The organism is Ochrobactrum sp. 19YEA23, assembly GCF_029909865.1.
GTDB lineage: Bacteria > Pseudomonadota > Alphaproteobacteria > Rhizobiales > Rhizobiaceae > Brucella > Brucella gambitense.
The window spans coordinates 161,589-176,325 of record NZ_JASAMQ010000004.1; the positions used below are offsets into that span (position 1 = coordinate 161,589).

Here is a 14,737-nt window from a genome sequence, read left to right on the forward strand (position 1 = left end):
GAGGTTATCATAATGCAAGACGCGGCGGTAAGGTCGCCCTTCCGCCGCGTCTTCGCCAAACATCGCCTTGTTTTACCGCTGATATTCCATAATGCGGCTGCGGTTTAAAACCAGTTCGAGACGATTATCATCGAGCTGGTGCAAACATACGCGCCGTGTCCACGGACCATCCTGCAGCGTGAAGAGCGCGCGTCCATTGCCAATGTCTTCCAGTGGCATGGCTCGGCGCGTCGGGCCGATGCCGGAAATCACATGCCCGTCCTTGATGTCGAAACTGGCGCCATAGGTTGATGCCTGCCAGTGGCCATCCAGTTCTCTGCCGGCAGGTGTTACCGATGCCGGTATCAGACGACACGGAGCATAGCCGACTTCGCCTTCCAGCACCTCGCCCGTCCAGCGCAGCTTGATCGGCAACGAGGCCGAAAGGGATGAAGACCAGCCATCGCCTACATTGTACAAAGTGTCTTCGGCATCGAGACAGTTTGCGACGCCATTACGCATTTCCAGCCATAGCGGGCCGGTCTCGGCGACGTAAAGCCCATCGGGAATAGCGCAGCTGGTATCGGGCAGTTGTAAGCCGTATAGAGCGGCCATGCAGTCCCGTGCGATTTTATACGTGTTGGCATCTTCCCGATTGGAGACGACAACCATGCCGCTTTTCTCCTGCGGATCGAGCAGAAAATAGCTTTTGTAGCCGGGATGCGAACCGCCGTGTCCGACAAATGCCTTGCCGTCGATCCCGTTCCAGCGCAGGCCCAGACCATAGCCTGTAGGACGTCCATTCGACAGGTTGCGCTCGGCTGACAGATTGGCGAGCAGCCCCTTATAGGCGCCCTCGCCCTCCAGCAGCGCCTGCGTCCATATGGTCAAGGCCATGCCGCTGCCAACCAGACAGCCCGAAGCCGAAAGGTGCAAGCCAGCGGCGCTCAATTGCCATTTGTCACCCGACTGCCAGTAACCCGGCGCCAATCCCCGTATCGGATCGCTCCAGACGTCGGGCGTGCTGAGTGACAGACCGAGTGGCACAGAAACTTCGGACTGTATGAAATCGCGGAAACGGAAACCCTTGCGTTCCAGCGCAGCTTCCACCAGCCGATAGCCGGTATTGGAATAGGAGATTTCGCTGCCTGCTTCGAAATTAAGCCGCGTCAGCGAAGCCAGAAAATCCAGAAGCTGGTTTGCTTCGGTCTGCGTATAGACGGAAAGACCAAGCAGCGTCAGGCATTCGCGCGTATCGGGCAGACCGCCGGTCATGTCCAGTGCGCGGCCCACGGTCACATCGGCCAGTGGGCTTTGCAACTCCGGCAGATGGTCGCCAAGGCGATCATCAAGGCTGATGACATCACTATGGCTGAGAACCATCGCGCAGAACAAATGCTTGGTGATAGAAGCATAGCGCACGACGGTGTTGGCCGTAAACGGAACACCTGTTGCGAGGCTTTCCAGCCCGCCTGCATAGGCAAATTTGACCCCGTCCAGATCAAAACCGATAATTACACCACCGGGCTCGTCTTTCGCCCAGCTTCTCGAATAGACCTTCGCGGCCTGCGAGGCAGCGTTCCAGTCTGCATGCATTGACATAAAATCTCCGTCAGACAGCTCTTGCATTTCAACGCTCTCTGCGCGCGCATTCCCCCGCCGCCGAGCTGTTCCACGAACCAGGATGCCGAATGCTTGCTTTTTCAAGAAACATCGGGGGCGGCATTCCGTGTGATTGTGGCCGGATCGCAGATAATGCGGATTCTCTTGTCCACGCAAGACCGCCAGACAGCGTCACATGCGACACATGTTGCAGAAAACTCGTTTGCAATTTGCTTTCTGCGGGTCCACTACCCCCATGAACTGAACGATCAGCGTGAAGGAAAACTCCCAAGATGGCGACAGACCAACTGATTCCGGTATTCGATGGGCACAATGACGTTCTGCTGCGCTTGTGGTCTTCCAACAAGCCTGCACCGGAAAAGCGGTTTCTTGAAGGTGAGGACGTCGGCCATATCGACCTGCCCCGTGCCCGCAAAGGCGGCCTGGGCGGTGGACTATGCGCGGTTTATGTTCCGTCCCCCGCCCGAGAACTGGATACCGATGGCAATCTGCCGACGCCAAGCCAGCCGGACGCCATGAAGGCGACGCTGGGCATGGCGGCAATCCTGCAAAACATCGAACGCAAGTCGGAAGGACAAGTGCGCATCTGCCGGACGGCAGCAGACATTCGCGATGCTTTTGCCAATGGCATTTTCGCTTCCGTCTTTCACATTGAAGGCGTGGAAGCTTTCGATGAGAGCCTCGACGCGCTTTATGTTCTGCATGCTGCGGGCCTGAGAACGCTGGGCCCCGTCTGGAGCCGCCCTAATATTTTTGCGCACGGCATTCCCTTCCGCTTTCCTTCATCGCCGGATATCGGACCCGGCCTGACCGATCACGGCAAGGCGCTTATCCGCGCCTGCAATGAATTGAAGGTCATGGTCGATCTGTCCCATATGAATGAAAAAGGGTTCTGGGATATCGCAGCACTGTCCGATGCACCGCTGGTTGCATCACATTCCAACGCCCATGCGCTTTGTCAGCAGAGCCGCAATCTGACTGACCGGCAGCTCGACGCTATCCGCGATACTGGCGGTCTTGTCGGCCTGAATTTCGGCGTTGGCTTCCTGCGCGAGGATGGCAGACGCGACCCGAATACCGATCTGAACGAACTCGTGCGCCATGCGGACTATATCGTCAACCGCATCGGCATCGACCACCTCGCCCTTGGTTCGGATTTTGACGGCACAACGATCTCGAACAGCCTGCACAGCGTCGCCGACCTTCAGCGTGTAATCGAGACGTTCCGCAAGCATGGTTATGACGACGCTTCCATCGTCAAACTCGCCCATAAAAACTGGATCGACGTGCTTGAACGCACCTGGGGCGCGTAAGCCGCCGAACCAGTTTTGTATCTGAATATGGTGTCGAGGAGGCTTTCCAGGGCCTCCTTTCTTTTTCGCGCAAGACAGCGGCGTCAGTCTCCGTTACGGTTGACTGACCGCCTCGTCTTCAGTGTCGAGCCCCGAAATAATCCACAGCCCTTCACAATTTTTCGCGTAGCTTTCGATTTTTTTCTTTTTTAGAGCTACTATTTTCGAGTTTACTCTGGCATTGGGAAAATCGAAGGTTGATCCTTCACAAAAAATTGCATTCATATAAGCGCTACATAAAAACAGGGTTGCGCAAAGCGGACACGCCGGGATCGGCTAAGCCTGAATGCAGCCACTCAGCATGAGGAGGAAACATGCTTACCCGTCTGATCACGACTTCCGCGCTCACAGGCGTTCTTGCTCTTTCCATCGGTTCTCAGGCATTTGCCCAGACCGAATTGTCCTGGTGGCACGGCATGACCGGCGCCAATAACGAAATGATCAACGAACTCACCAAGGAGTTCAATGAAAGCCAGAGCGATTACAAGATCGTCCCGGTTTACAAGGGCAGCTACCCTGAAACGTTGAATGCAGGCATCGCCGCGTTCCGTTCCAAGCAGCCGCCGGCAATTCTTCAGGTCTTCGACGCGGGCAGCGGCGTGATGATGGGCGCTGAAGGCGCTGTGGTTCCGGCAGCCGAAGTGCTGGAAAAGGGCGGTTTCAAGTTCGACAAGTCGCAATATCTGCCGGGTATCGTCGCCTATTATTCCAAGCCGGACGGCACGATGCTGTCCTTCCCGTACAATTCCTCGTCGCCGATCCTCTATTACAACAAGGATGCCTTCAAGAAGGCTGGCCTGGATGAAAACAACCCGCCAAAGACCTGGCCTGAAGTGTTTGAAGCGGCCAAGAAAATCAAGACGAGCGGTGCTGCCCCGTGCGGCTTCACCTCGACCTGGCTGACCTGGATCCAGACCGAAAACTTCGCAGCCTGGAACAACGTTCCTTACGGCACCAACGAAAACGGCCTCGGCGGCACCGATGTGAAGCTGGAAATCAACTCCCCGCTTTACATCCAGCATTTCCAGTCGATTGCCGATCTCGCCAAGGATGGCGCATTCCGCTATGGCGGACGCACCTCGGAAGCAAAGCAGCTCTTCACGTCCGGTGAATGCGCGATGCTGACGGAATCGTCCGGCGGTCTCGGCGATGTGGTCAAATCCGGCATCAATTACGGTATCGGCCAGTTGCCTTATTATGAAGGTCACGGCCCGCAGAACACCATCCCCGGCGGTGCGGCGCTCTGGGTTTTCGCTGGTCTCAGCGATGATCAGTACAAGGGCATTGCACAGTTCTTCAACTTCCTGTCGCAGACCAAGATTCAGGTCAAGCTGCATGAGAAGTCCGGTTATCTGCCGGTAACGCTGGCTGCCTATGAAGAAACCAAGAAGTCGGATTTTTATGAAAAGAATCCGGGTCGCGAAACGCCGATCCTTCAGATGATGGGCAAGGAGCCGACCGAAAATTCCAAGGGCGTGCGTCTCGTCAACCTGCCGCAGGTGCGTGATATCCTGAACGAAGAGTTCGAAGCCATGCTCGGCGGCAAGCAGGACGCGAAGACCGCGCTCGAAAACGCCGTCAAGCGCGGAAACGAAGCGATCGCAGCCGCGCAATAAGTTTTAAATCAAGCAATGCCGCCTGCTCATAATCGAGTGGGCGGCTTTGTTTCCTGCAAGGAAATCGCCCGTGCAGAAAGTCACGTTCCCCAACAAGATTTTACCCTATTTCCTGCTGGCGCCGCAGATTGCATTGACGCTGGTATTCTTCTTCTGGCCCGCCAGTCAGGCCATCTATCAGTCCTTCATGCGTGAAGACGCATTCGGCCTGAAATCCATCTTCGTGGGACTGGCAAATTTCAGTGCTGTTCTTTCGGACCCGAATTATCTGCATTCCCTCAGGGTCACGATTGTCTTCAACGTCCTGACGGCTTTTGTGGCCATGGGCGCTGCCCTGTTGCTGGCAACCGCAGCCGACCGCGTCATTCGCGGCAAGACCCTTTATCGTACGTTGTTGATCTGGCCCTATGCCGTGGCGCCTGCCGTCGCCGGTATGCTCTGGCTGTTCATGTTCAACCCGGCCATGGGCACACTTGCCTATATCCTGCGCCGCAACGGCGTAGCTTGGGATCCGCTTCTCGACGGCAATCAGGCCATGGGCCTCGTTGTTTTCGCCGCTGCATGGAAACAGATTTCCTACAATTTCCTGTTTTTTGTCGCAGGCTTGCAGGCAATTCCTAAGTCGTTAATCGAAGCAGCGGCCATTGACGGCGCGCGCGGTGCGCGGCGCTTCTGGACCATCGTGTTTCCGTTGCTGGCCCCCACCTCGTTCTTCCTGCTGGTGGTCAACACGACCTATGCCTTTTTCGACACGTTCGGCATCATCCACGCCGTCACGGGGGGTGGCCCTGCCAAGGCCACGGAAACGCTGGTCTACAAGGTTTACAATGACGGCTTCGTCAATCTGAACCTCGGCTCGTCATCAGCCCAGTCGGTCATCCTGATGGCCATCGTCATCGCCCTGACTGCCTTCCAGTTCCGCTTCGTTGAGAAGCGCGTGCATTATTCTTGAGCGAGGCGGCCATGATCGAAAAACGCCCCATCTCCAATCTGATCGGCCACCTGATCCTGATCATCGGGATCATCATCGTCGCCTTTCCGATTTATTACACCTTCGTCGCCTCGACGATGAGTTCGTCGGAAATCATCCGTCCGCCAATCTCGCTCCTGCCCGGCAATCATCTTGTCGAGAACTACAACGAAGCCATATTCGGCGGTGTGGAGCGCGTTGTCGGCGTCAGCCTTGAAAGGCTGTTGTGGAACTCGTTTGTCGTGGCAATGGCGATTGCCGTCGGCAAGATCATCATCTCGTTCATGTCGGCCTTCGCGATTGTCTTCTTCCGCTTTCCGCTGCGCATGTTCTTCTTCTGGATGATTTTTGTGACGCTGATGCTGCCGGTCGAAGTACGCATTCTGCCCACCTACAAGGTCATCGTCGATCTTGGTCTGATCGATACCTATGCGGGGCTGACACTGCCCCTGATGGCATCGGCGACGGCGACATTCCTGTTCCGGCAGTTCTTCCTCACCATTCCGGGAGAGCTGGTTGAAGCCGCCCGTATCGACAATGCAGGACCGTTCCGCTTCATGCGCGACATCCTCTTGCCCCTATCGAAGACGAATATCGCGGCGCTCTTCGTCATTCTCTTCATTTACGGATGGACCCAGTATCTCTGGCCTCTGCTCGTTACCAATGATGCGAAAATGAACACTATCATCATCGGCCTGCGCCGCATGGTCGATTGGGCTGACGCTTCCACCCCGTGGAACTATGTCATGGTAACGGCAATTCTGGCCATCATCCCGCCGATCCTCGTTGTCGTGCTGATGCAGCGCTGGTTCGTCAAAGGTCTCGTGGAAACGGAAAAATAATGAGCAAGATCGTTCTTGATAATGTCCGCAAGAGCTATGGCGGCGGTATTGAAGTCATCAAAGGCGTTTCACTGGATATTCAGGACGGTGAATTCGTCGTTCTGGTTGGCCCATCGGGCTGCGGCAAGTCCACGCTGCTGCGCATGATCGCCGGTCTAGAAAGCATCACCGGCGGCACGATTGCCATTGGCGACCGGGTGGTCAACGATGTCGAACCAGCAGAGCGCGACATCGCCATGGTGTTTCAGAACTATGCGCTCTATCCGCATATGACGGTGCGCGACAACCTCGCTTATGGCCTGAAAAACCGTAAAACACCGAAAGACGAAATCGAACGCCGTATCGGCAAAGCAGCCAAGGCGCTGGAGATCGAGCAGTTCCTCGACCGCAGGCCACGCCAGCTTTCGGGTGGCCAGCGCCAGCGTGTCGCCATGGGCCGCGCCATCGTGCGCGAACCAGCTGCGTTCCTGTTCGATGAACCGCTTTCCAATCTTGATGCCAAGCTGCGTGTGCAGATGCGCGTCGAGATCAAGCGTTTGCAACGTTCTCTCGGCACGACCAGTGTTTATGTGACCCACGACCAGATGGAAGCCATGACCATGGCTGATCGTCTCGTGGTGCTGAATGCCGGAAATATCGAGCAGGTCGGCACGCCTATCGAGCTTTACGAGAAGCCTGCCTCGACCTTTGTGGCAACCTTCATCGGCTCTCCGTCGATGAACCTGCTCGAAGGTGGTGCAAGCACGCTCTGGCAGCCGGGAAGCGCCATCAGCGTCCCGTCGGGCACGTTCACGCTGGGTGTGCGTCCGGAAGACATGCGCATTCTTGAAGCCGGAGAACCGGCAGCAGACGGTTTCAATGCCGATGTGCGCATCGATGCGATTGAGCTGGTCGGCGCGGAAAGCTTCATTCATGGCTCGCTTTCTGACGGCAAACCGCTGGTCTTCCGCGTGGCCGGTCGTTCCAGCCACACGATTGATGAAGTTGTGAAGGTCGGTGCTTCGGCGCAGAACGTGCATCTTTTCGACGCGAATGGCCGTCGTATCGGCGACTGATTGAAACAGCCTTGCGCTCTGCAACCAGAGCGCAAGGCCACCTGTTTTCTGCGGCGCGCGATATTTACACCACCCTGAATAATCAATTTCCGTTTGAAATTTTATGCGTTACACAGAAACGGAATAATTTTCTCATTTCTGGGAACGCGTACTGAATGACTCATCAACAGATACTATCCTTCGCTGTGATCGTACTTATGATGGGGGCATTTATCTGGGGCAAGTTTCGGTACGACGTCGTGGCGCTTTGCGCGCTTTTGCTTGGCATCGCAGTTGGTGTCGTTCCCTTTGATAAAGCGTTTACTGGCTTTAGCGATGATATCGTCATCATTGTGGGCAGCGCACTGGTGGTCAGTGCGGGCGTTGCTCGCTCCGGCTTGATGCAGCTCGCCGTGCAGCGGTTCCTGCCGGAAATGAACAGCGTTCGATTGCAGTTGGCCGTCCTGGTCGCCATCGTGACGGTGCTCTCCGCCTTCGTGAAAAATGTCGGCGCGCTGGCGATCATGATCCCGGTCGCCTTTCAGTTTGCCCGCCGCTCCAATGTCTCGCCCTCGACATTCCTGATGCCGATGGCCTTTGGCGCGCTGCTCGGCGGATTGATGACGCAGGTTGGCACCTCGCCCAACATCGTCGTTTCACGCATTCGCGGCGAAATGGTCGGCGAACCTTTCACCATGTTCGACTTCACGCCGGTCGGCGCGGTGCTTGCAGCTGTCGGTCTTGTCTATCTCGTTTGCTTCTACTGGCTGGTGCCACAGCGTACCCGTGAAAACGTTTCTCTCAACGAAGCAATCAAGATCAAGAACTACGCTTCGGAAGCGCGCGTTTCTAAATCTTCTCCGATGGTTGGCAAACAGATATCAGAACTCATCCGCCCAGCCGAAGGCGAAGCCATGGTCACGGCCATTATCCGCAAGGAAGGACGCATCACGCCCTTGCCGGACACCGTGCTTGTCGAAGACGATATCGTCATGCTGGAAGGCGACCCGAAAGCGCTCGATACAGTCGTCAGCGCCGGCAAGCTAACGCTATCCGAAAACCGCGATCCGAACGACACAAGCGGTTCGACCGATATCGAGGTGGTGGAGGCTGTCATCGGCAAGAATTCGCATCTTGTCGATCTGTCGGCCCAGCGGCTGGAACTTTATGCGCGCTATGACGTCAATCTTCTCGCCGTCAGCCGCCCCGGCGAACGCATTACCGAGCGCTTGAGCGAAGTGCGCTTACGCTTCGGCGATGTATTGGTGCTTCAGGGCAGACAGGCCAGCCTATCCACCTTCCTGCCGGAATTCGAGCTTTTGCCCTTGGCGCGGCGCAAGCTGATGCTTGGAAATGTTCGCAAGAGCCTCATACCGCTGGCAATTCTGATTGTTGCCATTGGCGCGACGGCTTTGAGCATCGTACCGGTTGCCGTGGCGTTCTTCGCAGCCGCAGTTGCGATGCTGCTTTTCAAGGTCATCCCGCTCAACGAAGTTTATGACGAGATTGACGGGCCTATTCTGGTGATGTTGGCGGCGCTGATACCGGTGTCGGACGCACTCAGAACCACAGGCGGCACTGATCTGATAGCCGAAGCGCTCGCCTCAATAGGCCACCAGTTGCCGCCCGCCGGAGCGCTGGCGCTGATCCTCGTCGCCGCAATGATGGTGACGCCGTTTCTCAACAATGCCGCAACGGTTCTGGTCATGGCTCCGATTGCAACCAGCTTCGCCTCCGGCCTTGGTTTCAAGCCGGAAGCTTTTTTGATGGCTGTGGCGATAGGCGCGGGCTGCGATTTCCTCACCCCCATCGGCCATCAGTGCAACACACTGGTCATGGGACCGGGCGGTTACAAATTCAGCGATTATCCGCGCCTTGGACTGCCACTCTCCATCATCATCGCCATCGTGACCGTGCCGACACTGATGTTCTTCTGGCCGCTTAACTAGAGCTTCTGAGCGCGGATCCAGGCGAGGCTTTCCTCCACAATCTTCTCGATCGGGTCGGCTACGTCGGCCCGGAAAACAAGCGGCTCGCCCACCGGGCTTTCCAGCGTTGCAATCTGGCTTTCGAGCATGGCGACCGGCATGAAATGGCCTGTACGGTGGCCCATATGCTCGTGGAGAACTTCGAAAGTGCCGTCGAGAAAAATGATCATAACCGGGGCTCCGGCAGCGGCGCGCAAACGGTCACGATAGACTGCTTTCAGCGCCGAACAGGAAACGACAATGCCGTCATTTGCTGCGGCAAGGTGCTCACCAATCTTGTCCAGCCAAGGCCAGCGATCTTCATCCTGAAGCGGAATACCCGCCGACATTTTATCGACATTGGCCTTTGGGTGCAGCGAATCCCCTTCCAGAAAGGGCAACTGCAATTCGGCGGCAATCTTCTCGCCGACGGTGGACTTTCCGGACCCCGAAACGCCCATAACAATCATACGCAGCATCAATATCCTCACAGGCTTGCCGACGCGCTGGCATCGGCATGCGAAGTCAAACAATCTTCGCAAAAACAAAACGGATCACGCAACACGAGCGATGTGCGGCGTAACCCGTCGACCTGTCAAGCTTCAGTTAAAATAATGTGGCTCAATTGAGCGGGATCGCGTTGCCATCTTTGTGAGACTGATAGGCGCCGGACATCGCATCATATTGGGCGCGAATGGCATCAAGGCGCTTTTCAAGCCGCGAACGATCCGGTTCCGGCAAAGCTGCGACCAGCTTGGGCAAAGAATGGCTATGCCAGAAGGCATTGTCGCGATTATAGCCGCCCGGCTCCAGCGTGAAGACTTCTTTCAGAATTTTCAGATCGTGCGGGATGGAAAACGCATCGCGCGAATCTTCATGGCTGAACAGATAATAGAAATTGTCGAAGCCGCTCCAGGTGATAGCCGAAAGGCACATCGAGCACGGCTCATGGGTGGAAAAGAACACCATATCCTTGGTGTTTGGCCTTCCCTTTTCCGGCATCTCATAAAAGCGCTTCAGCGTGTGCACTTCGCCGTGCCAAAGCGGATTTTCCGTCTCATTATTGGTTTCGGCCAGGACGAGCGAGAGATCGGATTTTTGCAGGAGTGCTGCGCCGAAAATCTTGTTGCCGGCGGCAACGCCCTTTTCCGTCAGCGGGATGATATCATTCTCGAGGACTTCAATCAGTCGTTCCAGAAGCTTCAGATCGTTCGACTGCAAAGGCTCTCTCCTCATCTATCATCGGAAAATACGCCGGGCGCGAACGCCCGGCGTCACAAGACTATTCTGCGAAGAATGCGAAGCGGATCACGAACAGGGCTGCGACCAGCCAGGTTGCGAGGTGAACCTCGCGTGCCTTGCCCGTGAAAGCCTTCAGCACAACATAGCTGATGAAGCCGAAGGCAAGACCATTGGCAATCGAGTAGGTCAGCGGAATGGCCAGTGCGGTCAGCGCAGCAGGCGTTGCTTCCGTAATGTCGTGCCAATCGATTTCAGTCAGTTCGCGCATCATGAGGCAAGCCACATAGATCAGCGCTGGTGCGGTTGCGTAAGCAGGCACCGAACCGGCGAGCGGCGAAATGAACAGGGCAGCAAGGAATAACACCGCTACGACGAATGCCGTAAGGCCGGTGCGACCGCCTGCCTGCACGCCAGAAGCGCTTTCGACATAAGCCGTCGTGGACGAAGTGCCCAGCAGCGAGCCGCCGAGAATGGCCGTGCTGTCGGCAAACAGCGCGCGACCGAGACGGTTCGGCTTGCCCGGTTCGATCAGGCCGCCACGCTTGGCGACGCCGATCAGCGTGCCTGTGGCGTCGAACACTTCAACCAGCACGAAAACCAGGATCACGTGCAGAATGCCGGTATGGAGCGCGCCCATAACGTCGAGCTGCAGGAAGGTCGGTGCAAGGCTTGGCGGCGCGGAGAACACGCCATTGAACTGGCTGATGCCAAGCGCAATCGACGCAATCGTAATAACCAGAATTCCGATCAGGATCGAACCACGAACCTTGAGCGCATCCAGAACCGCGATGATGAAGAAACCGGCAATAGCAAGCAGCGTACCGGCTTTGGTCAGATCGCCAAGGCCGACAAGCGTTGCCTCATTGCCGACCACCACGCCTGCAGTTTTCAAGCCGATGAGCGCCAGGAACATGCCGATACCGGCTGCAATCGCGCTTCGAAGCGAATGCGGAATGCCTTCCACCAGCCAGCGGCGGATACCCGTTACTGTCAGAAGGAGGAAGATGACGCCGGAAATGAAAACAGCTCCGAGCGCCTGCTGCCAGCTGAAGCCCATGGCTCCAACGACCGTGAACGCGAAGAATGCGTTGAGGCCCATGCCGGGCGCCATGCCGATCGGCCAGTTGGCGACAAGCGCCATGATGATCGAGCCGAGCGCAGCGGCAAGACAGGTCGCCACAAAGACCGCGCTTTTATCCATGCCCGTGGAGGACAGGATATCCGGGTTGACGAAGATGATGTAGGACATCGTCAGGAAGGTCGTCACGCCAGCGATGATTTCAGTCCGCGCGTTGGTGCCGTGTTCCTGTAACTTGAACAGCTTTTCGAGCATCGTTCCTCCGAGGCAAGTAGGCCCGTTTCTCGGGTGCCCACGCCAATTCCGCCACGGACAGACCTGCTGTACCGCCACGGAATACAGAATGGAGCAACCCTATGGGATTGCCAAAATGTTAGACGCCGCCGCATTTTGCGCGGACGGACTGGTTCCCCTTACACCTCATTGCAGACAAAGCACAGTTCCCTACCGCGATCTGTACACAATTCTGCCTTGAGAATGCCTATTTATTGACTTGATGGAGTGTGGACTGACTTGCCCGCCGACGCCAGTTCCCCATTTGCGGGGAAATATTTGAAAGTGCTTCAAAAAAAGCGCCCACCCGAAGGGCGGGCGCATCTACCAACATACTGATTAGAAAACGCTTTTAAGCAGAAGCGCGGTCGCATACATGCCGAGCGCGAAAAACGTGTGCGCCACGAGGTTCATAATACGGACATGTCGCGCATTCGGCAAACGGGATGCCGCCCAACCGATTCCCAGTCCCGGCTGCAACAGAAACCAACCGGCCGCGACGGTGAGTATGCCAAAGATCCAGACGGGAAGAAAGACGGGATTCTCAAACCACGCCGCACCGCCGTAAAATGCGAAAATCACGCCGTAGAGAATACCGACAACATAGTGCCCGATCCAGCCAAGCGCGACCTCGTGCCGATAGGGAGCGGCGTTGCCGATGTCATCATGGAAAATCTGGCCTTCACGCAGATGCCAGAACCAGCGGCCAACCCTGCCCCAGTTTGGAAGCGACTGTCCCGGCATGGCAGCCAGCACAATTGCCCAAATGTCCATCACGATTGTTGCGCCGATCCCGATCAGGATACCGCGCCAAAAAAGGTCCATCATCTTGCGAGCCCTATCGTCCTGCGAGCTTAAATGTCATCGGGCGATCAGTTAGCAATCTGATCGCCCGATGCGCAAGGATGCCAGTCTCAGTATAGTTATTTTCTCACAATATTACGGCAAAGCCGCTGTAACAATCGCTTGAATAGTCATAGCTCTGAAAAGAGAGCGACGATGAAGAAACACTCAAAGCCTGAACATCTTGACTGTGATATGCTCTTCACCATCAGCCCCCGCGAGATTGAGTATATGAATGACTGCGCAGGAAACAATTCAAAGTTGTCTCAAAACGGGATCAGAAATGTCCCAAATGCAAATGAATCTCGAAAAAACCGGCGAAAATAGATCGACTAGCACAATGAAATGACGCTCGCACGACATGTCTGCCGCCCGCTTGAGAGTGCTAATATTTCAATAGAAGGGTGGAAAATATTGCTAGCGAGAAAGCGCTGAACGTAAATGAAAATTCTAAAATACTATTTTCGATATAGCTAAAAAAGCAAAAGCGCCGGGACTGGAGACCGACGCTTTGTCACTTTATTTCGATTTTACTTACGGGGCGATCCTTCGAAAGACGCTCCATACGCACTTATCGACCGAATACGGCGCTCTGGATCTGCGAACGCGAAACACCGATGTCGGCAAGAAGATGGTCGTCCATTGCACCGAGTTCACGAACTGCACGGCGACGGGATACATACTGTTGGAATTTCTGACGAATGTTCATTTGCTCTCTCCTCATTTGGATGACCATCAAATAGGCGTTTGTCTAAATTTCCACCACGGATATGATTGCAAATGAGGCATGCATTTTCGCGAGAGCTCAAAGCCTTGAAAAAGGCGAAATCGCACATCTCAATTTATACTGGCGCGACGTCGATTTTTACTAAAATGTCTTTTGCCAAAGCGCCTCCAATCGATTAGATCGGGAAAGAGCCTCCTCCCCTCTTTCGGCCTCCACGCTTTCGGACCCGTCTTTACGGACATTGCCATGCTTTACGGAATTTTCCTCGCGTTTGCTTCTTATGCCGCATTCGCCATCAGCGATGCCTGCGTCAAGTTTATTGACGGCTCGCTGTCACCTTATGAAACTGCCTTTTTTGGCGCTGTACTTGGTTTGCTTGCTGTTCCATTCACCAAGAAAGCCAGCGACACCTGGCTCGATATGTTTCGAACCACAAATGTGAAAATGTGGCTCCTGCGCACAGTCACGGCCACCATGGGCGTGGTGGGCAGTGTGACAGCCTTTACGCATCTTTCCATGGCCGAAGCCTTTGCGCTGATTTTCCTGCTGCCTGCATTCGTCACCATATTGTCGGTCGTTTTCCTCAAGGAACAGGTCGGCTGGCGGCGCTGGCTGGCGGTCGCCATCGGCTTTGCAGGCGTTCTGGTGGTGCTCCGCCCCGGCTTCCGTGAATTATCCATCGGTCATCTCGGCGCGCTTGCCGGCGGCATGGGCGGCGCGGTTGGTATCATCATTTTCCGTGTGATGGGTAAAAACGAAAAGCGCATCTCGCTTTATACGAGTGGACTTGTCGGCCCCATCGTGATTTGCGGCGCGCTGATGGTGCCGACCTATCAGGCTCCCGATACGATGCAGTGGGTCTATCTCGCCGGATATGGCCTGCTCGCAGCACTTGCCAATATCCTGCTGATGCTGGCTGCCAATCATGCCCCCGCCAGCGCGATTGCCTCGCCGCAATATAGCCAGATGATCTGGGCGATCCTGTTTGGCTATTTCGTTTTCCACGATCATATCGACACGGCGATGCTGATCGGCATCGTGCTGATCGTCATCTCCGGCATGTTCACATTCATCCGCGAACGCCAGCGTGGCGTGGAAGGTCCGCCAGCCGTCGCGACGTCGGACCCCACTGCTGCACTGGTTGAAGAACACCCCGCGCAATAGCCGCTTCTCGACCGCTGCGGTCAGCTC

13 protein-coding genes are annotated in these 14,737 nt (G+C 55.8%); 7 read left to right on the forward strand and 6 right to left on the reverse strand.

Translation table 11 applies throughout. From position 1 onward, the window contains the following. Nucleotides 1-72: 72 nt before the first annotated feature. On the reverse strand, nucleotides 73-1,581 hold the full coding sequence (locus tag QBD01_RS12325) for a serine hydrolase domain-containing protein (protein WP_280993041.1): 1,509 nt from the start codon (nucleotides 1,579-1,581) through the stop codon (nucleotides 73-75). Nucleotides 1,582-1,874: 293 nt separating this feature from the next. Here QBD01_RS12325 and QBD01_RS12330 point away from each other — a divergent pair, with 293 nt between their 5' ends. From QBD01_RS12330 to QBD01_RS12355, 6 genes are all read left to right on the forward strand, one after another. Next, nucleotides 1,875-2,915: a dipeptidase gene (locus QBD01_RS12330; RefSeq protein WP_280993042.1), complete on the forward strand. Its 1,041-nt coding sequence runs from the start codon at nucleotides 1,875-1,877 to the stop codon at nucleotides 2,913-2,915. 353 nt (nucleotides 2,916-3,268) lie between these two features. Continuing rightward, entirely contained in the window at nucleotides 3,269-4,570 is a 1,302-nt protein-coding gene (ugpB, locus tag QBD01_RS12335; protein WP_078336891.1) for a sn-glycerol-3-phosphate ABC transporter substrate-binding protein UgpB, read from the forward strand. 70 nt (nucleotides 4,571-4,640) lie between these two features. After that, complete coding sequence (ugpA, locus tag QBD01_RS12340) at nucleotides 4,641-5,522, forward strand: sn-glycerol-3-phosphate ABC transporter permease UgpA (RefSeq protein WP_280993043.1); 882 nt, start codon at nucleotides 4,641-4,643, stop codon at nucleotides 5,520-5,522. Between the two features lie 11 nt (nucleotides 5,523-5,533). Further along, nucleotides 5,534-6,382 carry a sn-glycerol-3-phosphate ABC transporter permease UgpE gene (gene ugpE / locus QBD01_RS12345; protein WP_182519861.1) on the forward strand — a complete coding sequence of 283 codons (849 nt, stop codon included), beginning with the start codon at nucleotides 5,534-5,536 and terminating at the stop codon, nucleotides 6,380-6,382. Next, a complete protein-coding gene (locus QBD01_RS12350; RefSeq protein ID WP_280993044.1) occupies nucleotides 6,382-7,437 on the forward strand; it encodes a sn-glycerol-3-phosphate import ATP-binding protein UgpC in 1,056 nt (351 codons plus the stop codon). Before ugpE ends, QBD01_RS12350 begins: the two co-directional genes overlap by 1 nt. 155 nt (nucleotides 7,438-7,592) lie before the next feature. After that, a complete protein-coding gene (locus QBD01_RS12355; protein ID WP_280993045.1) occupies nucleotides 7,593-9,365 on the forward strand; it encodes an SLC13 family permease in 1,773 nt (590 codons plus the stop codon). Here the strand turns inward: QBD01_RS12355 and QBD01_RS12360 are convergent. The 5 genes from QBD01_RS12360 to QBD01_RS12380 all read right to left on the reverse strand — a co-directional run bounded on the left by QBD01_RS12360 (nucleotide 9,362) and on the right by QBD01_RS12380 (nucleotide 13,528). Next, complete coding sequence (locus QBD01_RS12360) at nucleotides 9,362-9,862, reverse strand: gluconokinase (protein WP_280993046.1); 501 nt, start codon at nucleotides 9,860-9,862, stop codon at nucleotides 9,362-9,364. The genes QBD01_RS12355 and QBD01_RS12360 overlap by 4 nt on opposite strands. Nucleotides 9,863-10,004: 142 nt before the next feature. After that, the gene (locus QBD01_RS12365; protein WP_280993047.1) at nucleotides 10,005-10,604 is read right to left on the reverse strand and encodes a nucleoside deaminase; all 600 of its coding nucleotides are present in this window, start codon (nucleotides 10,602-10,604) and stop codon (nucleotides 10,005-10,007) included. 61 nt (nucleotides 10,605-10,665) lie between these two features. Beyond that, nucleotides 10,666-11,958 carry an NCS2 family permease gene (locus tag QBD01_RS12370; protein ID WP_280993048.1) on the reverse strand — a complete coding sequence of 431 codons (1,293 nt, stop codon included), beginning with the start codon at nucleotides 11,956-11,958 and terminating at the stop codon, nucleotides 10,666-10,668. A 357-nt stretch (nucleotides 11,959-12,315) separates the two neighbouring features. Further along, a complete protein-coding gene (locus tag QBD01_RS12375) occupies nucleotides 12,316-12,804 on the reverse strand; it encodes a DUF2938 domain-containing protein (protein ID WP_280993049.1) in 489 nt (162 codons plus the stop codon). A gap of 586 nt (nucleotides 12,805-13,390) precedes the next feature. After that, the gene (locus QBD01_RS12380) at nucleotides 13,391-13,528 is read right to left on the reverse strand and encodes a DUF1127 domain-containing protein (RefSeq protein ID WP_078336882.1); all 138 of its coding nucleotides are present in this window, start codon (nucleotides 13,526-13,528) and stop codon (nucleotides 13,391-13,393) included. Nucleotides 13,529-13,792: 264 nt separating this feature from the next. Between QBD01_RS12380 and QBD01_RS12385 the strand changes: the two genes are divergently transcribed. After that, nucleotides 13,793-14,710, forward strand: coding sequence for a DMT family transporter (locus tag QBD01_RS12385; protein WP_280993050.1), 918 nt, complete (start codon nucleotides 13,793-13,795; stop codon nucleotides 14,708-14,710). Nucleotides 14,711-14,737: the final 27 nt, after the last annotated feature.